We start from the raw sequence: 21,489 nt of genomic DNA on the forward strand, positions 1-21,489 counted from the left end.
CACGCGGCGGCGCAGCTATGGTACTTCGGCGCGCCGGCCCGCGGCATGAGCGTTTCGCAAGCAGACGCAACCGGCCCTAGTTGGCCCACTTGCGGTCGAAGTCCATCTTGCGGAAGTGTTCCACCATGAAGTCGATGAACGTGCGTGTCTTGGCCGGCAGGTACTGCCGGTGCGGGTAGGCCAGGTTGATGGTCAGGCGCGGCAGGTCCCAGTCGTCCAGCACCGGTACCAGCCGTCCGGCCACGATGTCGTCGTAGATGATGTACTTGGGCTGGACCAGGATGCCCAGTCCTTCGCGCGCGGCGGTGCACAGCACCTGGCCGTCGTTGGCTTCCAGCACGCCCTTCACCGGCAGCACGCGGACTTCGCCCGCGCGCGAGAAGCGCAGTTCGTCGTAGCGGTTGGAGTAGGTGTAGAGCAGCAGCCGGTGGCTGGCCAACTCGTCGATGGTGCGCGGCGTGCCGTGGCGGTGCAGGTAGCCGGGCGAGGCGGCCAGGATGCGCCGTGTCTCGGCCAGCCGCCGGATGGTCAGGTTGGAGTCGGATTCATATTCGCGCGTGCGTACCGCCAGATCGATGCCGTTGTCGATCAGGTCGTAGTAGCGGTTGGCGGTGATCACGTGGACGTTCACGTTGGGAAAGCGGCGGTTGTACTCGGGCAGCAGCGGCGCGATATGGCGCATCGCGAATGACAGCGACGAGGTGACGCGCAGGTCGCCCACGGGGTTCAGGACCGTGGCGTTGACGGCGGACTCGGCCTCCTGCATCTCGCCCAGGATGTTCTTGCTGCGCCGGTAGAACTCCTGTCCGACCTCGGTCAGGTACAGGCGCCGGGTGTTGCGTTCGACCAGCCGGGCCGACAGGCGTTGTTCCAGCGTAGCCAGGTGCCGGCTCGCGGCGGCGGTCGACAGGCCGGCGGCTTCGGCTGCGCGCGTCAGGCTGCCGAGTTCCGCGATGTGGACGAACAGCTCCAGTTCGCGCCAGCGGTCCATGCTTCTCCCTCGATTATTAGCAGAATTGCAAAAGTGATTTCCGTTTGCCGGGGCTATACCGGTGTTTTTCGTCCGGCCTGCGCACTTATAATGCCGAACCTTACGACTATTGCGCCCAATCGGAGCTCTTCATGGCCATCATTTCGCAGGAAGCCCTGGACCAGTTGTTCACGTCCGCCCGCACGCAGAACGGCTGGCTGGACAAGCCCGTGTCCGACGAGCAGCTCAAGCAAGTCTACGACATTGCGAAAATGGGGCCGACCTCGATGAACTGCCAGCCGATGCGCGTGGTGTTCCTGCGCACGCAGCAAGCGAAGGAAAGGCTCGTGCCCGCGCTCAGCCCGGGCAACGTGGACAAGGTCAAGGCCGCGCCGGTCACGGCCATCATCGCCACCGACACGCGCTTCTACGAGTTCATGCCGCAGATCTGGTTCCGCGAGGGCGCCAAGGAGATGTTCGAGGGCAATGCGGCGCTGGCCGCCGCCACCGCCGCCCGCAACGGCACGCTGCAGGGCGCCTACTTCATCATCGCCGCCCGCGCCATCGGCCTGGATTGCGGCCCGATGAGCGGCTTCGACATCGCCAAGGTCAATGCCGAGTTCTTCCCCGACGGCCGCCTGACCGCCAACTTCATCTGCTCGCTGGGCTACGGCGACACGTCCAAGCTGTTCGACCGCCAGCCGCGCCTGTCCTTCGAGCAGGTCGCCACGCTGCTTTGATCGCACCGTCCGGTCCCGGCGGCAGCCGGGACCGATGGCGTCGGGATCGCGCCTATTGCTGTTCGATGCCGGCCTTCTGCATGACCGTGCGCCACCGCTCGATCTCGGCGCCGACGTGGCTGGTCATCGCCTGAGGCGTGGAGGCATCCGGCAGGCAGGCCGCCGCCAGCGCCTGCCTGCGGAAGTTCTCGTCGGCCAGCGCCCGGCGCACCGCCTGGTTCATCTTGTCGACGATGGCGGCGGGCGTGCCGGCAGGGAAGGCCAGCCCATACCAGGTCGTCACGTCATAGCCCGCCACGCCCGATTCCAGCGCCGTGGGCGTCTGGGGCAGGCCTTCATAGCGCCGCGGCGAAGTCACCGCAAGGGGCTTGAGCTCCCCCGCGCGTATGTGCCCCAGCAGCGGCGAGGCCACGTCCACCAGCAGTTCCACCTCGCCGCTCAGCACGGCGGCGACCGCGTTCGGCGTGCCCTTGTAGGGGACGTGGACGATGTCGATGCCGCTGACCTGGCGCAGCAGCTCGCCGGCGAAGTGCTGGGTGCTGCCGATGCCGACGCTGGCGTAGTTCAGCTTGCCGGGCTGCGCCCTGGCCAGCTTCACCAGGCCGGCGATGTCGGTGGCCGGGAAGCTCTTGCCGGCCGCCACTACCAGGGGCTGGGCGCACAGCATGGACACCGGCGCGAAATCCTTGACCGAATCGAAGGGCAGTTTGCGGTAGATGGCCGCCGAGACCGCGTGGCCGTTGTTCATGACGAATACCGTGTGGCCGTCCGGGGCGGCGCGCGCCACCGTGCCCGCGGCCAGGGTGCCGCCGGCGCCGGGCTTGTTCTCCACCACGATGGGCTGGCCCAGGATTTCCGCCAGCGGCTGGGCCACCATCCGGGCGATGATGTCGGTGCCGCCGCCGGGCGCGAAGCCCACCACCATGCGCACGGGCCGGCTGGGCCAGTCCTGGGCGGCCGCGGGCAGGGCCAGGGTCATGGCGAGCGCGCACAGCAGCGCGCCCGGCCGTTTCGGGTCGGTATGGAACATGGATAGTCTCCTGTGTGCTTCTTATTGTGGTTTGCCGCCGCCGCAGGGGCGGCGGCAAGCTTGCCCGCGAGGCGTCAGGGCCGCGCGGATCCCGCCAGCCAGGCCTTGCCGCGAGCGTACAGCGCCTGGACTTCCTGGCCATGCAGGCCGGGCATGGTGGTCTTGACGTCCATGCCTATCTTGACCTGCAGATAGGCCAGGTGGCGATAGCCTTCGGGGAAGCGGGCCAGCAGCGCCGCATCCAGTTCCGGGCGGGCGGCCGGGTCCACCGGGTCCATCCTGTCCTTTTCGTAGATGGGCTGGCGTTCGACCATGCCCCAGCGGCCGCCGCGCTTCTCCAGGAAATCGTAGAAGCGGCCGGTGCACACCACGTCGCACAGCACGCCGTCCACGGTGGCGCGCTGGGAAATGGTCATCTTGGTCTGGACGACGGCACGGTCGCCCTCGCGGTCGATGGTCGTGCCGCCCAGGAAGTGCAGGATGTTGACGCCGCGCTCCATGCCTTCCCGGCTCTGCCGGATGAACTCGGTGGCCGACGCCTGGCACCAGGTGGCGTTCATGCGGCCGTCCTCGTGCCAGACGGTGGCGAAGCGCTCCCAGTCGCCCGCGTCGCGCCACAGCGCCCAGTTCTCCACCAGTTCGCGTATCGCGAGTTTTTCTTGGTCGTACATGTCTCCTCCAGTCAGGGAAATCAGGGGGCGGATCCGGATGCCGGGTTCAGCACGAAGTCGAAGTCCAGGGTGTAGAAGGGCCGTGCGCTGGTGCCGCCGTCGGGCGTGGGGCCGGGCTCGTGCCGCACCCATTGCGCGATCAGCGACGAACGCACGCCGAACACCGCGTCGGAATCCAGGTATTGGTCGCCGTCGCGGAACACGTGGGTGACCAGTGTTTCGTAGCCCTCGGCCCGTATCATGAAATGCAGGTGGGCCGGCCGCCACGGGTGGCGGCCCAGCGCGGCCAGCATGCGGCCGACCGGGCCGTCGTGGGGAATCGGATAGGCTTCGGCCAGGATGGAGCGGAAATGGAAGCTGCCGTCGGGCGCCGAGTGGATGCGTCCCCGGCCCCGGTGCGTGGGGTCGTCGGGGTTCTGCACGTCGTAGAAGCCTTCGGCGTCCGCCTGCCAGACTTCCATTTCGGCGCCGCCCACCGGCGCGCCGTCCACGCCCCGGACGGTGCCGCGCACGAAGCACGGATCGCCCTTGGCGCCGTTGGCGATGTCCTCGCCCAGCGCGTACTCGGGCGCGCCTTCGACGAAGAAGGGGCCGAAGACCGTCGCTTCCGTACAGGCGGGCGGCTTGCGGTGGTTCATCGCCGTCACCAGCGTCGACAGGCCCAGCGTGTCGGACAGCAGGATGAACTCCTGGCGCTTGTCGTCGGTGATGTGCCCGGTGGCGGTCAGGAATTCGATGCCGGCGGCCCATTCCGCTTCCGTCAGCTTCACCTCGCGGGCGAATTCGTGCAGGTGTTGCACGAGGCTGGTCATGATCTCCTTGAGGCGGGCGTCGGGCGCCTGGGCGTGCCGGGCCAGGACGGCCTGGGTGATGGTGTCTTCGTTCAGATTGCGCAAGGCATGGTCTCCTGGATGCTTGTGTCTTCCGCCGGCCGTGGGCGTGCTCAGGCCGGCTACTGTAGACGCGGCCGGGAGCGATTGAAATGGAAAAATCGGAAAAGAGTTTTACGCCAGGCGCAAGGCTGGCGTGACGTGGCGCCGGGAGAGGCGCCGCGGGAGAAGGGGGGAAGGAGAGGTGGCCGGCGATTCAGCGGGCGCCGGGAATGCCTTCGAGGCGCGAGCCCGCCTTCAATCCGCGTTTGGCGAACCAGCCGCGTTCCATTTCCAGCGCGTAGCGCACGGGCTGGGCCGCGCAGTGGCTGTCTTCCGTCCTGGGCGCCATGTCTTCAATGTTGGCGATGGTGCCGTCATCGGCGATGAAGGCCACCGACAGCGGGATCAGCGTATTGCGCATCCACATGCACTGGGTGCCGGGCATCTCGAAAATGAAGAGCATGCCCTGGTTGGGGCCCAGCTTTTCGCGGAACATCAGCCCGCGCTCGCGAGTGGGCGGCGTGCTGGCGACTTCGGCGTGGATGAGGTGCATGCCGGCCCGCAGCGTTTGCACGGGCAGCGTGGGCTGGGCCGAGGCGGCCGGGGCCAGGAGGGCGGCGGTAAGGCAGGCGCCTGCGCCGGCAGCCAGGCGCGGCAGGAGGGAGCGGATGCGGGTCATGACGTCGGCAGGGAGCGAAAAGGGTACAGGTGGACCGCCGCGGGGCAGGGCCGCCGCGGGAAGGCTCCCGGCGAGGGTAGCATGACCTGGCCCACGGCAAGGTTAAAGGCGCGTCGGGCCGGCGCTGGAGGCGGAATGCAGGGCCCGCCGGAGCGGAAGGTTCTGGCGGGCCGGCGGGCGGTTCAGGCGGCGGGGCCGCGGATCAGGCCGCTTCGCTGATGTTCAGCGCCTGCTTGCCCTTGGGACCCTGGGCGGCCTCGAAGGTGACCTTCTGGCCTTCTTTCAGGGTCTTGAAGCCGTTCATCTGGATGGAGGAGAAATGGGCGAACAGGTCGTCGCCGCCATCGTCGGGCGTGATGAACCCGAAGCCCTTGGCGTCATTGAACCATTTGACGGTGCCGCTACCCCTCTTGCCTTCGTTGATATCGCTGGACATGACGTAATGCCTTCTTGTAGTCGGTTACAACATATGCGAGGCGAGCTCCCCCGGTGCCGTAGGCAGACGATTGCGCGCTTCGCAGGTGCGAGTTTTGGTGGGTTTGCTACTGCCGGGGCTTGATAAATCAGGCCCCGGACATCAAATAATGGGAAAGATGTCACGCTGCGTCAAGCTCGGGATGGCCCGGGCATATAGGAGTATGCTGACGGCTTGCGGGGCACTTTCAAGTGGATAGAATAGGCGCATGGGCACCGGGTTCGATTCTCAACCGGATCAGACAACGCTGCTTGAGCGGGAACCGTCGAAGACCAAACCACCTCCAATGTTCACGGTGGTGTTGTTGAACGATGATTTCACGCCGATGGAGTTCGTTGTGCTGGTATTGGAGAAATTTTTCAGCAAGGGGCGCGAGCAGGCCACCCAGATCATGCTCAAGGTGCATCACGAGGGTCGCGGCGTCTGCGGAGTCTATCCGCGGGACATCGCCAGGACCAAGATCGACCAGGTAAGCCGTTTCTCTCGGCAGAACCAGCATCCGCTTCAGTGCATCATGGAGGAAGCGTGATTTCTCAAGAATTGGAAGTTAGCCTTCACATGGCGTTCGTCGAGGCCCGTCAGGCTCGGCACGAATTCATCACGGTAGAGCACCTGCTGCTCTCGCTGCTCGACAATCCGTCGGCGGCCGAGGTGCTGCGCGCTTGCGCCGCCAACCTGGACGACCTGCGCCGCAACCTGCGCAATTTCGTCAACGACAACACGCCCGTGATCCCGGGCACGGAAGAGGCCGATACCCAGCCCACGCTGGGTTTCCAGCGCGTCATCCAGCGCGCGATCATGCACGTGCAGTCCACGGGCAACGGTAAGAAGGAAGTGGCCGGCTCGAACGTGCTGGTCGCCATCTTCGGCGAAAAGGACTCCCACGCGGTCTACTACCTGCACCAGCAGGGCATCACCCGCCTGGACGTGGTCAACTTCATGTCCCACGGCATCACCAAGCAGCCGCAGCTGGAAGCCTCCAGCACGCCCAAGGAACCCGAGGCGGAAGCCGAGGCCGAGGCTAAGCAGTCGCCGCTGGACCAGTACACCCAGAACCTGAACGTGGCCGCCAAGGCCGGCAAGATCGATCCCCTGATCGGCCGCGACAGCGAGGTCGAGCGGGTCATCCAGGTGCTGTGCCGCCGCCGCAAGAACAATCCGCTGCTGGTGGGCGAGGCCGGCGTGGGCAAGACCGCCATCGCCGAGGGCCTGGCCTGGCGCATCACCGAAGGCGCCGTGCCCGACGTGCTGGCCGACGCCTGCGTCTATTCGCTGGACATGGGCGCGCTGCTGGCGGGCACCAAGTACCGCGGCGACTTCGAGCAGCGCCTGAAGGCGGTGCTCAAGCAGCTCAAGGAAAGCCCCAAGGCGGTGCTGTTCATCGACGAGATCCACACGCTCATCGGCGCCGGCGCGGCGTCGGGCGGTACGCTGGACGCCTCTAACCTGCTCAAGCCGGCCCTGTCCTCGGGCCAGTTGAAGTGCATAGGCGCCACCACGTACACCGAATACCGCGGCATCTTCGAGAAGGATCACGCGCTGTCGCGGCGCTTCCAGAAGATCGACGTCAACGAACCCAGCGTGGAGCAGACCGTGCAGATCCTGCGCGGCCTCAAGCAGCGGTTCGAGGACCACCACAGCGTCAAGTATTCGTCGGCGGCGCTGTCGGCGGCGGCCGAACTGTCGGCCAAGTTCATCAACGACCGCCACCTGCCCGACAAGGCCATCGACGTCATCGACGAGGCCGGCGCGGCCCAGCGCATCCTGCCCAAGTCGCGGCAGAAGAAGGTCATCGGCAAGGCCGAGATCGAGGACATCGTGTCCAAGATCGCCCGGATCCCGCCGCAGTCCGTCTCCAGCGACGACCGCAGCAAGCTGGCCACGCTCGAGCGCGACCTGAAGGCCGTGGTGTTCGGCCAGGATGCCGCCATCGATGCGCTGTCCGCGTCCATCAAGATGGCGCGCTCGGGGCTGGGCAAGCCCGACAAGCCCATCGGCGCCTTCCTGTTCTCCGGCCCCACGGGCGTCGGCAAGACGGAAGTGGCCAAACAGCTGGCCTTCATCCTGGGCATCGAGCTGCTGCGCTTCGACATGTCCGAGTACATGGAGCGCCACGCCGTGTCGCGCCTGATCGGCGCGCCGCCGGGATACGTGGGCTTCGACCAGGGCGGCCTCTTGACCGAGGCCATCACCAAGAAGCCGCACTGCGTGCTGCTGCTGGACGAGATCGAGAAGGCTCACCCCGAGGTCTTCAACATCCTCCTGCAGGTGATGGATCACGGAACGCTGACGGACAACAACGGCCGCAAGGCGGATTTCCGCAACGTCATCATCATCATGACGACCAACGCCGGCGCCGAAACCCTGCAGAAGAACGTGATCGGTTTCTCCGGCGCGCGCGAGCAGGGCGACGAGATGGCGGAAATCAAGCGCATGTTCACGCCCGAGTTCCGCAACCGCCTGGATTCGACCATTTCGTTCAAGGCCCTGAACGAAGAGATCATCCTGCGCGTGGTCGACAAGTTCCTGATGCAGCTGGAAGAGCAACTGCACGAGAAGCGCGTCGAGGTCATCTTCACCGATGCCCTGCGCGCCTACCTGGGCAAGAAGGGCTTCGATCCGCTGATGGGCGCGCGTCCCATGCAGCGCCTGATCCAGGACACCATCCGCCGCGCGCTGGCCGACGAACTGCTGTTCGGCAAGCTGGTCAGCGGAGGCAGGGTGACCGTGGACATGGTCGACGACGAGATCAAGCTCAACTTCGACGACACGCCGCCGAAGGCGGCGCCGCAGCCGGAGGTGGAACTGGCTGATTAGGCCCCCCCGTACGCGCTTCGCGCGCCCCCCGGGGGGCGGCACTGGCGGACCGGCGGAGCCGGATCTGCTGTGCCCTGGGTCTAGGTCTGGGCCGTCGACGGTTGTTGGCGGCCTGTTTTTTTGCCGCCGGGCCGCTCCAAGGCAAAAAAGCGCCCCCTCGGGGGGCAGCGCCGCCGCGTAGCGGCAAGCGTGGGGGCATTTTTTGTGGGGTGTGTGGTTTTGCGGAGGGTGGGGGTATCTATTAGGGTAAATCTGGGGTATTATTGCTGTACTGCACAAATCACGTCACCGTCCTGTCGGACACCGGCGTGGCCTTCATGCAGACGATCGGTAACCAGATGGGTTGACCGAAAACTGCATCGTCTCTGACCTCGTTTTTCCCTTTGCGTTGCGCGCACGGTGATATCGGTCGGCGCCGATGATCCGTCCGGAGCGGCCGTGTCCGTCTCCGCAGCGTAGCGCCAGCTTTCCAGGCTCGATGAATCCGGCACCCCCGTGGGCGGTGCCATGGCCGCGTTTTTGCGCGTCCGGGGAACGTCCCGCGAGGGAAGGCTTGCGTTGCGCCATACGTAACGTAAGGAATGAATATGTCTTTCACTGAACTCGGTCTTGCCCCCGCCATCGTCGGTGCGCTGACCGAAGCCGGCTTCGCCGAGCCCACGCCGGTCCAGGCCCGGGCGATCCCGCTGGCGCTGCAAGGGCACGACCTGATGGTGTCGTCCCAGACCGGCAGCGGCAAGACCGCCGCCTTCATGCTGCCGGCGCTGAACAAGCAGGTCGAGGCCTCCCCGCTGCGCACGCCCGGCGTGCGCGTACTGGTGCTGACCCCCACGCGCGAACTGGCCCAGCAGGTCTCGGACGCCACCCGTACCTACGGCAAGGCGCTGGGCTGGCTGCGCACGGCCACGGTCGTGGGCGGCATGCCCTATGGCGCCCAGTTGAAGGCGCTGTCGCGCCGCGTCGACGTGCTGGTCGCGACCCCGGGCCGCCTGCTGGACCATGTCCAGTCCGGCAAGGTGAACCTGTCCGAAGTCGAGGTGCTGGTGCTGGACGAGGCCGACCGCATGCTGGACATGGGTTTCATCGACGACATCGAAGCCATTGTGGCGCGCACGCCCGCCACCCGGCAGACGCTGCTGTTCTCGGCCACGCTGGACGGCTCGGTGGCCCGCATGGCCGCCAAGATGATGCGCGATCCCCAGCGCATCGAGATCGCCAGCCAGAAGGAAAAGCACGCCAACATCACCCAGTCGCTGCTGTACGCGGACGACATGGAGCACAAGATGCGCCTGCTGGACCACCTGCTGCGCGACGCCAGCATCCAGCAGGCCATCGTCTTCACCTCGACCAAGCGCGCGGCCGACGACCTGGCCGACACGCTGGCCGACCAGGGCTTCGCCGCCGAAGCCCTGCACGGCGACATGAACCAGCGCCAGCGTACCCGTACGTTGGGCAACATGCAGCGCGGCCGGGTGCAGATCCTGGTCGCCACCGACGTGGCGGCGCGGGGTATCGACGTGCAAGGCATCAGCCACGTCGTCAACTTCGACCTGCCCATGCAGGCCGAGGACTACGTGCACCGCATCGGCCGTACCGGCCGTGCGGGCCGCGACGGCCTGGCGTTCACGCTGGCCGCGCATGGCGAGCGCCACAAGATCCGCACCATCGAGCGCTATACGGACCAGAGCATCCCGGTCCAGGTGATTCCCGGGCTGGAGCCGCAGCGCGCGCCGCGGCCCGGTTCCGACCGTCCCCGCCGCGGCGGCCCCGGCGGCAAGCCGGGCTGGCGCCAGGGCGGCCGTGGCGGCTACCAGAACCGTGAAGGCGGCCAGCGGCAGTACGAAGGCCGCGGCCATTTCGACCGCAACCGCGACGAGCGTCCGGCTTTCGGCGACCGTCCGCGCGGCGAACGCCGCCACGGCGAGCCGTCCCAGGGCGAACGCCAGGGCTACGGCGAGCGCCGGTACGAGCCGCGCTTCCAGGACGACCGCCGCGAGCGGTCGCCCGAAGGCCAGGGCTACGCCGCCCGGCCGCGTGGCGACCGTCCGCAGGGCGAGCGCACCTGGGGCGATCGTCCCCAGGGCGGCCGTCCCGAAGGCGATCGCCGCGAGCGTCCGGCCCAGGCCTGGGCCGACCGCCCCCGTGCGGCCCGTCCGGAAGGCGATCGCCGCGACGCGCCCGTGCGCCGCTTCGACTCCCGTCGCCGCGCCGCCTGACGGCATCCCGCGCGGCGGTCAGCCGCCGCATCCAGGGGGCGCCACCCGCGCCCTCTGGTCCGACGCCCCCGACCTGCGGTCCAAACCGCGCTCGGGGGCGTTTTCACGTCCGCGCCAGCGATCCTCGCCTCAATCGTTCGCCTTCAATTAATTTGAACTGAAATATTATTAAGCGATATGATTTGCCTTGGCATTACCCGGGCAGCTCATGATTCGTTTTCTTCTTGCGATATGCACGGCGGTAGGGTTGGCGGGTATCGCGCCGCCGGCGGAAGCGGCCGACGCCGCCACCGGGGCCGTGGCCCAGCCCGACAGCCTGCAGCGCGCCGTCCAGGCCGGCAGGCTGCGCATCGGCTACGCGAACGAAGCGCCGTTCGCCTACATGGACAGCCGGGCGGGCAGGTTGACCGGCGAAGCCCCGGAGATCGCCCGCGTGATCCTGGGGCGGCTGGGCGTGGGCGAGGTCGAGGGCGTGCTGACCGAGTTCGGCGCGCTGATCCCGGGCCTCCTGGCCGGCCGTTTCGACATGATCGCCGCCGGCATGTACGTGCTGCCCGACCGGTGCCATCAGATCGCCTTCTCCAATCCCACCTACGGCGTGGGCGACGGATTTCTCCAGCGTACGGACAGTCCCCGCGAACTGCATGGCTATGCGGACGTGGCGGCCGATCCGGCGGCCCGCGTGGGCGTGGTGGTCGGGGCGGTGCAGAACGACTATGCCGCGCGCGCGGGCGTGCCGCCGTCACAGGTCGTGGTGTTTCCCGACGTGGTCAGCGCGGTCGAGGGCGTGGTGGCGGGGCGGGCGGATGTCTATGCCGCAACGGCCCTGACCCTGAACTATGTATTGACCAAGGTACCGGACTGGCAGATCGACAAGGTCGCCCGTTTCGTCCAGCCCACCGAGAACGGCGAGGCGGTGCGGGGATACGGCGCGTTCGGCTTCCGCAAGGGCGACGTGGCGCTGCGCGAGGCCTTCGACCGCGAACTGGCGCAATTCATCGGGACGCCGGCGCACCAGCGCCTGGTCGAACCTTTCGGCTTTACCGGGGCCGAGCTGCCGGGCGATGTCAGCGCGGCGCAATTGTGCGGACAGGCGCCCGCCCCGGTCGCCGATCCGTCATGATCGACCTCCAGGAGCTGTTGCCGCCGCTGCTGCGCGGCCTGTGGGTCACCTTGCAGCTTACGGCCGGCGCTGCGGTGCTGGCCGTGCCGGCGGCGCTGCTGGCCGGCCTGGGGCGCATGTCGCGGCGGCCCTATCTGTCGTGGCCGGCGGCGTGCTACGTGGAGGTGTTCCGCGGGACCTCGGCGCTGGTGCAGCTGTTCTGGGTGTATTACGTGCTGCCGCTGCTGGGCCTGCGGCTGCCGGCGGTCTGGGCAGGCATCCTGGTGCTGGGCCTGCACACCGGCGCCTACGGGGCGGAAGTCGTGCGCGGCGCGATCGCAAACGTGCCCAGGGGGCAGGCCGAGGCCGCGGTCGCGCTGAACATGACGCCGCTGGCCACGCTGTGGCGCATCCTGGTGCCCCAGGCCGTGCCGCTGATGCTGCCGCCGGCGGGCAACCTGCTGATCGAACTGCTCAAGAACACGGCGCTGGTGTCGCTGATCACCATCACCGACCTGACCTTCAGCGCGCAACTGCTGCGCAGCGAAACCTTCCGCACCGTGGAGGTGTTCAGCATCGCGCTGCTGATGTACTTCGCCGCCGCCCAGGTGCTGAACGGCGGCATGCGGCTGCTGGAACGGCGCGCCGCGCGCCACCGGGAGCGGGCATGACCGCTTCCGCCAGCCAGCCCTTGTTCGACTGGGCCTACGCCCGCGCCGTGCTGCCCACCTTGCTGGACGGCCTGGCGATCACCGTGCAGGCCACGCTGCTGGGCATGGTGCTGGCCGTGACGCTGGGGCTGGTGCTGGCGCTGATGCGGCGGGCGCCGGTACGGCCCCTGGCCTGGGGCGCGGCGCTGGTCATCGAGTTCGTGCGCAGCACGCCGCTGCTGATGCAGCTGTTCTTCCTGTTCTACGTGCTGCCGGTCACGGGGGTGCGGTTCTCGCCGCTGACCACCGGCGTGCTGGGGCTGGGGGTGCATTACGCCGCCTATTGCGCCGAGGTGTACCGGGCCGGCCTGGACAGCGTGCCGCGCGGCCAGCGGGAGGCGGCGCTGGCGCTCAACCTGGGGCGCTGGCGGACGCTGCGGGACGTCATCCTGCCGCAGGCGATCCCGCCCATCGTGCCGGCGCTGGGCAATTACTTCGTCGCCATGTTCAAGGACACGCCGCTGTTGTCGGCCATTACCGTGGTGGAACTGCTCCAGGCCAGCAAGATCGCCGGTTCGGCCACGTTCCGTTATACCGAGCCGCTCACGCTGGTGGGGCTGATTTTCCTGGCGCTGAGCCTGGCGGCGGCCTGGGGCGTCAGGCGCCTGGGCGCGCGGCTGCGCCGGGCCGGGGCGACGACATGAAGGAGGACGCATGAGCGCCAGTGTCACGTTGGAGAATATCAGCAAGCGCTACGGCGACGTCGAGGTGCTGCGCGGCATCGATCTGCACATTCCGGCCGGCCAGACGGTCGCGCTGATCGGCCCGTCCGGATCGGGCAAGTCCACCCTGCTGCGCCTGCTGATGACGCTGGAGCGGCCCGATGCCGGCCGCGTGCTGATCGACGGCGAGTCCATGTGGACCGAGCAGCGGGGCGGCCGGGAGGTCCCGGCCCGCGCCGCCCACCTGCGCAGGGTGCGGGGCCGGATAGGCATGGTGTTCCAGCACTTCAATCTGTTTCCCCACATGACGGCGCTGCGCAACGTGGCCGAGGCGCCGCGGCACGTGCTGGGGCTGGGCCGGGAAGAGGCCGAGCAGCGGGCGCGCGAATACCTGGACATGGTGGGGCTGGGGGACAAGCTGGACCAGTATCCGGGCAAGCTTTCCGGGGGGCAGAAGCAGCGCGTGGGCATCGCCCGCGCGCTGGCCATGCGGCCCGAGGTCATGCTGTTCGACGAGGTGACCTCGGCGCTGGACCCGGAACTGGTGGGCGGGGTGCTGGAGATCATGCGGGAATTGTCCGCGCGGCGCACCATGACGATGATCATCGTGACGCACCAGATGAAGTTCGCCGAGTGCAGTTCCGATCGGACGCTGTTCTTCGAAGGCGGCCGCATCGTCGAGGACGGTCCGTCCGCCCAGGTGTTCGGCCAGCCGGCCGAGGCGCGGACGCGCCAGTTCCTGGAGGCGGTCATCGAGGCCTGAGACTGCAGGCCCCGGCCGGGGCAACGAAGGGTAGACTATGGGAGCCCGGCGCCGCTCATGCGGGCCGCATCCTTGTCAATCTGGAATAGTCAGCTGCCATGCGTTGCCTGGTCATCGAAGACGAAGTCGATACTTCGCGCTACATCTGCAACGGCCTGAAGGAGGCCGGCCACGAGGTGGCGGCCTGCCGTGACAGCGCCGACGGGCTCAATCGCGCCATGACCGAGGCCTGGGACGTCATCATTCTGGACCGCATGCTGCCCAACGACGTGGACGGTCTGTCCATCCTGACCACGCTGCGGGGCATAGGCAAGACCACGCCCGTGCTGATCCTGAGCGCGCTGGCGGGGCTGGACGAGCGCGTCAGGGGGCTGCGCGGCGGCTGCGACGACTACCTGACCAAGCCGTTCGCGTTTTCCGAGCTGGCGGCCCGGGTCGAGGCCCTCTACCGCCGGGCCAGCGCGCGCGACGACGTGCGCGAACTGCGCATCGCCAACCTGCGGGCCGATCTGACCAAGCGCACCGTCGAGCGCGACGGCAAGACCATCACGCTGCAGCCGCGCGAGTTTCGCCTGCTGGTCTACCTGTTGTTGAACCAGGAACAGGTCGTGACCCGCACCATGCTGCTGGAGGCGGTCTGGGACTATCGCTTCGATCCGCAGACCAACGTGATCGACGTGCAGATCAGCCGCCTGCGCAACAAGATCGACAACGGCTTCGCGCCCCCCCTGATCCATACCGTGCGCGGGGTGGGGTACATGATTTCGGCGGCGCCGCGTTGAGCACGGCCTACGACGACTATCCCGGTCGCCAGACCGGACCGCTGGCCTTCGTCGGGCGCCTGTGGCAGTCGGTCGCGTTCCGGCTCGCGCTGGGCTATGGCGTGTCGGTGGTGCTGTTCATGATGGTGCTGCTGTCGGTGCTGTACGTGCAGACCATCGGCGTGCTGCAGAACCGCATCGACCGGCAACTGGTGTCGGCCAGCCACCGGATGACCAGCCATTTCGAGGCCTACGGGCTGGAGCGGCTGGCCGACGACATCACCGAGACCTTGACCGACGGCGTCAACTCCGACACCGAGGTCTACCTGCTGGCCACCGCCGCCGGCAAGAAGATGGCGGGCAACATTGCCGTTTCGCGCGATTTGCTCAAGCCCACCTTCGGCATCGTGGAAAAGCAGGTGCTGCGGGACGGGCGCATTTCCTACAGCCGGTTCCGCACCGAACTGCTGGCCGACGGCTCCGTCCTGCTGGTCGGCCGTGACATGCGCGACCAGAAGGACCTCGAGCAACTGGTGGGCAACGCGTTGATGGCGGCAGCGGTGGTCTCGGTGCTGCTGGCCATCATCGGCGCCATCGTGTTCCGCGACCAGCTCGAGAGCCGGGTCGGCGCGATCCGCCGCACCGCCGCCCAGATCGAGGCCGGCGACCTGACGCAGCGCATTCCGGTGTCCGGCAAGGACGACGAGTTCGCGCGCCTGAGCCACGACATCAACCTGATGCTGGACCGGATCGAGATCCTGATGGACGGCGTGCGGCACGTCTCCAACACCATCGCCCACAACCTGCGCACGCCGCTGTCGCGCATCCGCGCCAAGCTGGAGGTGGCCAGCCGTCCGGGCACGGATCCGGCGCAGGTGGCCCAGGCCACGGCTTTCGCCATTCGCGAAATCGAGGAACTCACCATCGTCTTCGACAAGCTGCTGCAGATCGCCGAGGCGGAGTCGGGCGCGCGGCGCCAGGCTTTCCAATCGGTATCCCTGAATGACATCGTGGCCGACGTGGTGGAGTTGTACGAGCCGGTGGCCGAGGAAAAGGGCGTGGAGCTGCGCGTGCGCATGGACGAGGACGTCATGGCGGCGGGCGACCGCGACCTGCTGGCCAGCGCGGTGGCCAACCTGCTGGACAACGCGATCAAGTATGCCGGCAGTCCCGCCCGCGTCACGGTCAGCACGCGGCGAGGCAGCGACACGGTTTCCCTGGTGGTGCAGGACAATGGGCCGGGCATCCAGGCCATCGAGCGTTCCAAGGTGGGGACCCGGTTCTTTCGGCTGAATCGCCGCGTGCCGGGCTATGGCCTCGGGTTGGCCAGCGTGACGGCCATCGCCAGCCTCCACAATGCGTCGCTGGACCTGGACGATGCCGCTCCGGGACTGGTGGCCCGGATCACGCTGCCCCGGCTGGGGAACATGACAAAACGGTAATGTTTCGGCCATGCTTTCCCGGCTTGCCGGTCGCTAACATCACGCGATCCGGATTTCGGGTGCGTTGTGCCGTGGGAAGCGTCGACGACCGATCCGAGCCGTAAAATCGTCAAAGGGTTCCCATGCCGCGTTTTGCCCGTTTTGTCGCTGTCACCTGTCTGCTTGCCCTGGCGGCATGCTCGGACAAGCAGGAAGTTCCGCCGGCCCCCACCGAAAATGCCGCGCCGCTGGCGCCCGGCCAGGTCCGTGTCAAGCCCGCTTCGCTCAAATACATGGAAATCCAGGAAATGGGGACCCAGGGCGCGGTGCACGTGGTCTGGGCCCCGGCCCGGGTGGCGTTCCGCGAGGAACAGGTGGCCGAGGTGGTGGCGCCGGCGTCTGGCCGCATCCTCCAGGTCCAGGCTCAGGTGGGCGACGTGGTCAAGGCCGGGACGCCGCTGGCGACGCTGTCCAGCCCGGACGCCTCGCGCGTGCGCGCCGACTATGCCAATGCGCAGGTCGAACTGCGGGTGGCGCAGGCCGAAGCCAGGCGCCAGCAGTTGATGATGGAGAAGGGCATAGGCATCGAGGCCGAGCTGCTGGTGGCCGAGGCCAAGCTGCAGGAAGCCCGGCACAACGCCGACGTGGCGTCGCGGGCGGCCAGCTTCCTGGGCGGCGGCGGCAGCGACACGCTGCTGCTGCGCGCGCCGCGCGCAGGCGTGGTCATCAACCGCAACACCACGCCCGGCGCGTCGGTGGGCCCCGATTCCGGATCGCTGTTCACCGTGGGCGACCCGACCGCGCTGTGGATCAACGCCGACGTATTCGAAAGCGACCTCAGCACGATTGCCCAGGGGGCGCCGGTGCAGGTCGTGGTGGCATCGCTCGACCGGCCCCTGACGGGCAAGGTCACGCGCGTGGGTTCGGCCCTGAATGCCCAGACCCGCCGCGGGCAGGTCTTCATCACGCTGGACGACTCCAATCCCAATCTGCGGGCCGGCATGCTGGCACGGGCCGGCATCCAGAGCCGCGCCGCCGAGGGGTTGTCGGTGCCGGTCACCTCGGTGCTGATCAAGGACGGCCAGCGCTCCATCGTGTTCATCCAGGTCTCGGACAACGTGTTCGAGGCGCGTACCGTGTCGCTGGGCCAGCCGTCCAACGGCTACATCCCCGTGTTGTCGGGCATCCAGCCGGGCGACAAGGTGGTCACCAAGGGCGGCTTGCTGCTCGACGGCGCCGCCAACCAACTGCTGTAAGGATCCGCCATGCGTTCACTTATCGCGCTGGTGGTCCACCGCCGCCTGGTGGCGTTGACCGCGACGCTGATCGTCGCCATCTACGGCGTCTACGCCTTCCTGAACACCGCCATCGAGGCCTATCCCGACGTCACCAACGTCCAGGTGGGCGTCATCTCGCTCGCGCCCGGCCTGGCGCCGGAAGAGGTCGAGCGGCAGGTGACGTTCCCGCTCGAACGGGCCCTGAACGGCACCCCCGGGCTGGTGTCGCTGCGGTCCGAGAGCTATTTCGGGCTGTCGATGATCACCATGGTCTTCGACGACAAGACCAAGAGCTTCGATGCGCGGGTGCAGGTCACCCAGCGGCTGCCGTCGGCCGACCTGCCCGACGGCGTCACGCCCGAGATGGCGCCCGACAACACGCCGCTGGGCAAGATCTTCTATTACCGGCTCAACAGCGATCGCCATACGCTGGCCCAGCTGCGTTCCGAGCAGGAATGGACCGTGGCCCGGGTCCTCAAGCAGATCCAGGGCGTGGCCGACGTGGTCAGCATGGGCGGCTTCGTCAAGGAATTCCACATCGAGGTGGATCCGGCCAAGCTGATGGCGCACAACCTGACGCTGGACCAGGTGGTCGAGGCCGTCTCGAAGTCCAACCAGAACGTGGGTGGCGGCCTGCTGCGCCGCGGCGAGCAGTCGCTGATCATCCGTGGCATCGGCCTGTTGCGCACGCCGCGCGACATCGAGACCATCGTGCTGGACGTGCACAACAACACGCCGGTCCGCGTCAAGGACGTGGCCCGCGTGGTGCAGTCGTATACGCCGCGCCAGGGTTCGGTGGGGATGAACGACGAGGACGACATCGTCGAAGGCATCGTGCTGCTCAAGCGCGACGAGAATCCCAGCAAGGTGCTGGACCAGGTGCACGCCAAGGTGGACGAAATCAACGCCCACATGCTGCCCGCGGGCATGCGCATCGAACCCAGCTACGACCGTTCGCACCTGGTCGGCCACACGCTGCACACGGTCTATCACAACCTGCTGTTCGGCGCGACGCTGATCGTGGGCGTGCTGTGGCTGTTCCTGCGCAGCCTGCGCGGTTCGCTCATCGTCGCGGTAGTCATTCCCTTGTCGCTGTTGGTGGCGTTCATCGGCCTCTATTTCCTGGGCATGCCGGCCAACCTCATCTCCATGGGCGCGATCGACTTCGGCATCATCGTCGACGGCGCGGTGGTGCTGACCGAGGCCATCATCCACAAGGCCAGGCTGCGAAAACCCGCTTCGCGCCGCGACATGTTCGAGCTGATCATCGAGGCCGCCATGTCGGTGGCCAAGCCGACGCTGTTCGCGATGGCCATCGTGATCGCGGCGCTGATCCCGGTGTTTTCGCTGGAAAGCATCGAGGGCCGCATCTTCCGTCCGTTGGCCATGACCTACACCTTCGCGCTGGTCGGCGCGCTGGTGTTCGCGCTGACGCTGGTGCCCGCGCTGTGCGCGCTGCTGCTGCGTCCGAAGGACGTGGTGGCGCCCGAGCCGGCGGTGTTCCTGCGCATGCACCACGCTTACTCCCGCTGTATCGCGCGCGTGCTGGAAAGCGGCCGCAACCGGCGCAACGTGTTCGCCGTGGCCATCGTGGCGCTGCTGCTGGCCTTGTATGCCGGCTCGCACCTGGGCACCGAATTCCTGCCCGAGCTGGATGAAGGCGATGCCTACGTGCTGGTGCAGATGCCGCCATCGATCTCGCTGGAGAAGGGGCAGGAACTGCTGCGCACCATCCGCACGCGGCTCAAGGAAGTGCCCGAGGCCATTTCCGTCACCAGCGAGCAGGGACGGCCGGAGGACGGCACCGACAACGAGACCATCAACGTCGCCAAGGTGCTGGTGCGCCTGAAGGAACGCGCGCAGTGGCGCAAGGACCTGACCAAGGACGAACTGGTGGCCCAGATGCGCCAGTCGCTGGCCGACATCCCGGGCGTGCAGTTCAACTTCGCCCAGCCCATCCGCGACAGCGTCGAGGAATCGACCTCGGGCGCGCGCGGCCACGTGGTGCTGAAGGTGTTCGGCACCGAGATCGAGACCATGCGGGGCATCCTGCAGCAGACCAAGGAGGCCGTCAGCCATATCGACGGCGTGGTCGACCTGGACCTGTACCGCGACGCGCCGGCACCGCAGCTGCACATCGAGTTCAACCGCGACGCGCTGGCCCGCTATGGCATTTCCATGGAAGTAGCCGACACCGCGGTCGAGACCGCGCTGGCCGGCAAGGTGGTCACCACCGCCTGGGAAGGCGAGCGCAGCGTGCCCGTGCGGGTGCGCCTGCCCTACGTGGACCGGATGGACGAGGCGCGCATACGCGAGATCCAGGTCTCGGCGCCCGACGGCACCTACGTGCCGCTGCACGCCCTGGCCAGCATCAGCTTCAAGGTGGGCAATTCCTCGATCTTCCGCGAGGGCAACGCCCGCTACATGGCGCTGAAGTTCAACGTCCAGGGGCGCGACATGGGCTCGGTCGTGAAAGAGGCCATCGCCGCCTTCAAGAAGGACGTGAAGATGCCCGAGGGTTACATCGCCCAGTGGGGCGGCCAGTGGGAGAACCAGCAGCGCGCCTCGGCCCGCCTGAAGATCGTCGTGCCGCTGTCGCTGCTGGTGGTATTCGTGCTGCTGTTCAGCGCGCTGGGCAGCGCCCGCAGCGCATCCATCATCCTGCTGACCGCGCCGTTCGCGATGATAGGCGGCATCGTCGCGCTGCACCTGACCGGCATCGACCTGTCCATCAGCGCGGCCATCGGCTTCATCGCCCTGCTGGGGCAGGTGGCGCTGGCCGGCCTGCTGGTCCTGAGCGCGGTCGAGAACCTGCGGCGCGAAGGCGTGGCGCTGGTGCCCGCGCTGATCGAGGGGGCCGCCGAGCGCATGCGCTCCATCCTGATGGTGGCGCTGCTGGGCCTGATCGGCCTCTTGCCCATGGCCTTGTCCACCGGCGTGGGCAGCGAGACCCAGCGTCCGTTCGCCTCCGTGGTGGTGGGGGGCATGGCGGTACTGCCGCTGGTGGCGCTGTTCGTCCTGCCCGTGCTGTATGCCTGGCTGGGACCCAGGCGCATGCTGACCGCCGAGGAGCGCGACGCGGCAACTTTGGACAACGATCATGCGTAAGTATCTAGGTATCCTGCTGGTCGCGCTGTGCCTGCCGGCGGCGCGGGCCGCCGATCTTCCCCCGGCGCTGGGCACCGAGGTGTCGCTGCCCCAGTTGCTGGAACTGGTCAAGACCTCCAGCCCCGCGCTGCAGGCCGAGCGCACGCAGGTGGCGATGGCCGAGGCCGACCTGATGACGGCCCAGACCTTCTCCAACCCCAGCGTGGGCTATACCCACAAGCGGGGCGAGAAGGAAACCACCATCTCGCAGGACATTCCCATCTTCGGCCAGCGCGGCGCCCGCATCGAAAGCGCCCGGAGCGGGGTCGACGCGGCCCGGGCGCAACTGCGCCTGGTCTATGCCCAGGCCTTGCAGGACGCGGCGCGGGACTTCATGTCGCTGTTGGTGTCGCAGGAGCGCGAGAAGCGCTGGCTGGACGCCAAGGACGACCTGGAAGGCGCCTTCCGCATCGTGCAGGGCCAGGTGCAGGCGGGTGCCCGCAGCCGCTACGACCTGACCCGGCTCGAGGTGGAGCGCGCCTCGCTGGACGCGCAGCTGGCCCAGGCCCAGGCCGAGACGCTGCAGGCATCGGCCCGGGTGGCGGCCAGCGTCGGCGCGCCGGCGTGGCGGCCGCGCGCGGCCGGTTCCATCGTCTCGCACTGGACCGCCCTGAACTTCGACGCCATCTGGCCGCAGGCGCAGAACCGCCTGCCCTCGGTGCGCGCGGCCCTGGCCCAGCAGGCCTACGCCGAGAAGCAGCTGGAGGCCGAACGGCGCCAGGCCTATCCCACGCCCACCTTCATGGTCGGCCGGCTGAACAACAGCGAAGGCCGCAGCACCGAGTACGGCGTGTCGGTGGCCATTCCGCTGTTCGACCGCAACCAGGGCCCCATCGCGCGCGCCGCCGCCGAGGCCGACGGCATGCGCCTGCGCAGCCGCGCCATCGTCGTGGCCGCGGAAAGCGAGCTGCGCCGCGCCACCGAACAGCTCGGCCGCCGCCAGCAACTGGCCGACCGCTTCGAGAAGGAAGGCCTGTCCATGATTCCGCGCCTGCGGCAGATGGCGCAGGATTCCTACACGCTGGGCCGGGGCAGCATCCTCGACCTGGTCGATGCGATCCAGGCCGTGGCCGAGAAGAAGAACACCTACCTGGACCTGCTCGAGGCCGTGATGCAGGCCGAGGTGGACGTGCGCATCGCCTCGGGGGAACTGGGGGCGGACCTGCTCGAATGACC

The 21,489-nt window shown here is 67.8% G+C and carries 19 protein-coding genes; 13 read left to right on the forward strand and 6 right to left on the reverse strand.

What is annotated here, in order from left to right; translation table 11 throughout:
- Positions 1-76: 76 nt before the first annotated feature.
- Positions 77-991, reverse strand: a complete 915-nt coding sequence (locus tag EV675_RS26280; protein WP_130361464.1) for a LysR family transcriptional regulator — start codon at positions 989-991, stop codon at positions 77-79.
- Between the two features lie 131 nt (positions 992-1,122).
- Between EV675_RS26280 and EV675_RS26285 the strand changes: the two genes are divergently transcribed.
- Positions 1,123-1,710, forward strand: coding sequence for a malonic semialdehyde reductase (locus EV675_RS26285; RefSeq protein ID WP_130361466.1), 588 nt, complete (start codon positions 1,123-1,125; stop codon positions 1,708-1,710).
- A 52-nt stretch (positions 1,711-1,762) separates the two neighbouring features.
- Here EV675_RS26285 and EV675_RS26290 read toward each other — a convergent pair whose 3' ends face one another.
- From EV675_RS26290 to EV675_RS26310, 5 genes are all read right to left on the reverse strand, one after another.
- Complete coding sequence (locus EV675_RS26290; protein WP_130361468.1) at positions 1,763-2,740, reverse strand: Bug family tripartite tricarboxylate transporter substrate binding protein; 978 nt, start codon at positions 2,738-2,740, stop codon at positions 1,763-1,765.
- A gap of 74 nt (positions 2,741-2,814) precedes the next feature.
- Entirely contained in the window at positions 2,815-3,411 is a 597-nt protein-coding gene (locus EV675_RS26295) for a nuclear transport factor 2 family protein (RefSeq protein ID WP_130361470.1), read from the reverse strand.
- A gap of 20 nt (positions 3,412-3,431) precedes the next feature.
- A complete protein-coding gene (locus EV675_RS26300) occupies positions 3,432-4,307 on the reverse strand; it encodes an intradiol ring-cleavage dioxygenase (protein ID WP_130361472.1) in 876 nt (291 codons plus the stop codon).
- A gap of 190 nt (positions 4,308-4,497) precedes the next feature.
- On the reverse strand, positions 4,498-4,962 hold the full coding sequence (locus tag EV675_RS26305) for a DUF192 domain-containing protein (protein ID WP_130361474.1): 465 nt from the start codon (positions 4,960-4,962) through the stop codon (positions 4,498-4,500).
- A 202-nt stretch (positions 4,963-5,164) separates the two neighbouring features.
- Positions 5,165-5,398, reverse strand: a complete 234-nt coding sequence (locus EV675_RS26310; protein WP_124690330.1) for a cold-shock protein — start codon at positions 5,396-5,398, stop codon at positions 5,165-5,167.
- 247 nt (positions 5,399-5,645) lie between these two features.
- Here EV675_RS26310 and clpS point away from each other — a divergent pair, with 247 nt between their 5' ends.
- The 12 genes from clpS (at position 5,646) to EV675_RS26370 (ending at position 21,487) form a co-directional block, all read left to right on the forward strand.
- Positions 5,646-5,966, forward strand: coding sequence for an ATP-dependent Clp protease adapter ClpS (gene clpS, locus EV675_RS26315; protein ID WP_124690329.1), 321 nt, complete (start codon positions 5,646-5,648; stop codon positions 5,964-5,966).
- Positions 5,963-8,254, forward strand: a complete 2,292-nt coding sequence (gene clpA / locus EV675_RS26320) for an ATP-dependent Clp protease ATP-binding subunit ClpA (RefSeq protein WP_130361476.1) — start codon at positions 5,963-5,965, stop codon at positions 8,252-8,254. Before clpS ends, clpA begins: the two co-directional genes overlap by 4 nt.
- A gap of 587 nt (positions 8,255-8,841) precedes the next feature.
- A complete protein-coding gene (locus EV675_RS26325; RefSeq protein ID WP_130361478.1) occupies positions 8,842-10,470 on the forward strand; it encodes a DEAD/DEAH box helicase in 1,629 nt (542 codons plus the stop codon).
- Between the two features lie 208 nt (positions 10,471-10,678).
- Positions 10,679-11,593, forward strand: coding sequence for an ectoine/hydroxyectoine ABC transporter substrate-binding protein EhuB (ehuB, locus tag EV675_RS26330; RefSeq protein ID WP_130361480.1), 915 nt, complete (start codon positions 10,679-10,681; stop codon positions 11,591-11,593).
- Positions 11,590-12,243, forward strand: a complete 654-nt coding sequence (gene ehuC / locus EV675_RS26335) for an ectoine/hydroxyectoine ABC transporter permease subunit EhuC (protein ID WP_130361482.1) — start codon at positions 11,590-11,592, stop codon at positions 12,241-12,243. The genes ehuB and ehuC overlap by 4 nt, the downstream gene beginning before the upstream one ends.
- The gene (ehuD, locus tag EV675_RS26340; protein ID WP_130361484.1) at positions 12,240-12,926 is read left to right on the forward strand and encodes an ectoine/hydroxyectoine ABC transporter permease subunit EhuD; all 687 of its coding nucleotides are present in this window, start codon (positions 12,240-12,242) and stop codon (positions 12,924-12,926) included. Before ehuC ends, ehuD begins: the two co-directional genes overlap by 4 nt.
- Before the next feature lie 10 nt (positions 12,927-12,936).
- On the forward strand, positions 12,937-13,707 hold the full coding sequence (gene ehuA / locus EV675_RS26345) for an ectoine/hydroxyectoine ABC transporter ATP-binding protein EhuA (protein ID WP_130361486.1): 771 nt from the start codon (positions 12,937-12,939) through the stop codon (positions 13,705-13,707).
- 98 nt (positions 13,708-13,805) lie between these two features.
- A complete protein-coding gene (locus tag EV675_RS26350) occupies positions 13,806-14,489 on the forward strand; it encodes a response regulator transcription factor (RefSeq protein WP_130361488.1) in 684 nt (227 codons plus the stop codon).
- Positions 14,486-15,910, forward strand: a complete 1,425-nt coding sequence (locus EV675_RS26355) for a sensor histidine kinase (RefSeq protein WP_242621602.1) — start codon at positions 14,486-14,488, stop codon at positions 15,908-15,910. Before EV675_RS26350 ends, EV675_RS26355 begins: the two co-directional genes overlap by 4 nt.
- A 122-nt stretch (positions 15,911-16,032) precedes the next feature.
- Positions 16,033-17,145: an efflux RND transporter periplasmic adaptor subunit gene (locus EV675_RS26360; RefSeq protein WP_130361490.1), complete on the forward strand. Its 1,113-nt coding sequence runs from the start codon at positions 16,033-16,035 to the stop codon at positions 17,143-17,145.
- 9 nt (positions 17,146-17,154) lie between these two features.
- Entirely contained in the window at positions 17,155-20,274 is a 3,120-nt protein-coding gene (locus tag EV675_RS26365) for an efflux RND transporter permease subunit (RefSeq protein WP_130361492.1), read from the forward strand.
- Positions 20,267-21,487, forward strand: coding sequence for a TolC family protein (locus EV675_RS26370; RefSeq protein ID WP_130361494.1), 1,221 nt, complete (start codon positions 20,267-20,269; stop codon positions 21,485-21,487). Before EV675_RS26365 ends, EV675_RS26370 begins: the two co-directional genes overlap by 8 nt.
- The last annotated feature ends 2 nt before the right edge of the window (positions 21,488-21,489 follow it).

It is taken from the genome of Pigmentiphaga kullae (assembly GCF_004216695.1).
In the GTDB taxonomy this organism is placed as follows: Bacteria; Pseudomonadota; Gammaproteobacteria; order Burkholderiales; family Burkholderiaceae_B; genus Pigmentiphaga; species Pigmentiphaga kullae.

What these genes read in the sequence shown, in the direction of transcription:
- EV675_RS26310 (WP_124690330.1), bottom strand. Translation starts at nt 5,398, where the DNA reads ATGTCCAGCGATATCAACGAAGGCAAGAGGGGTAGCGGCACCGTCAAA.
- EV675_RS26365 (WP_130361492.1), top strand. Translation starts at nt 17,155, where the DNA reads ATGCGTTCACTTATCGCGCTGGTGGTCCACCGCCGCCTGGTGGCGTTG.
- ehuD (WP_130361484.1), top strand. Translation starts at nt 12,240, where the DNA reads ATGACCGCTTCCGCCAGCCAGCCCTTGTTCGACTGGGCCTACGCCCGC.
- EV675_RS26350 (WP_130361488.1), top strand. Translation starts at nt 13,806, where the DNA reads ATGCGTTGCCTGGTCATCGAAGACGAAGTCGATACTTCGCGCTACATC.
- EV675_RS26280 (WP_130361464.1), bottom strand. Translation starts at nt 991, where the DNA reads ATGGACCGCTGGCGCGAACTGGAGCTGTTCGTCCACATCGCGGAACTC.
- EV675_RS26295 (WP_130361470.1), bottom strand. Translation starts at nt 3,411, where the DNA reads ATGTACGACCAAGAAAAACTCGCGATACGCGAACTGGTGGAGAACTGG.
- EV675_RS26305 (WP_130361474.1), bottom strand. Translation starts at nt 4,962, where the DNA reads ATGACCCGCATCCGCTCCCTCCTGCCGCGCCTGGCTGCCGGCGCAGGC.
- EV675_RS26360 (WP_130361490.1), top strand. Translation starts at nt 16,033, where the DNA reads ATGCCGCGTTTTGCCCGTTTTGTCGCTGTCACCTGTCTGCTTGCCCTG.
- clpS (WP_124690329.1), top strand. Translation starts at nt 5,646, where the DNA reads ATGGGCACCGGGTTCGATTCTCAACCGGATCAGACAACGCTGCTTGAG.
- EV675_RS26290 (WP_130361468.1), bottom strand. Translation starts at nt 2,740, where the DNA reads ATGTTCCATACCGACCCGAAACGGCCGGGCGCGCTGCTGTGCGCGCTC.
- ehuC (WP_130361482.1), top strand. Translation starts at nt 11,590, where the DNA reads ATGATCGACCTCCAGGAGCTGTTGCCGCCGCTGCTGCGCGGCCTGTGG.
- EV675_RS26325 (WP_130361478.1), top strand. Translation starts at nt 8,842, where the DNA reads ATGTCTTTCACTGAACTCGGTCTTGCCCCCGCCATCGTCGGTGCGCTG.
- EV675_RS26370 (WP_130361494.1), top strand. Translation starts at nt 20,267, where the DNA reads ATGCGTAAGTATCTAGGTATCCTGCTGGTCGCGCTGTGCCTGCCGGCG.
- ehuA (WP_130361486.1), top strand. Translation starts at nt 12,937, where the DNA reads ATGAGCGCCAGTGTCACGTTGGAGAATATCAGCAAGCGCTACGGCGAC.
- EV675_RS26285 (WP_130361466.1), top strand. Translation starts at nt 1,123, where the DNA reads ATGGCCATCATTTCGCAGGAAGCCCTGGACCAGTTGTTCACGTCCGCC.
- ehuB (WP_130361480.1), top strand. Translation starts at nt 10,679, where the DNA reads ATGATTCGTTTTCTTCTTGCGATATGCACGGCGGTAGGGTTGGCGGGT.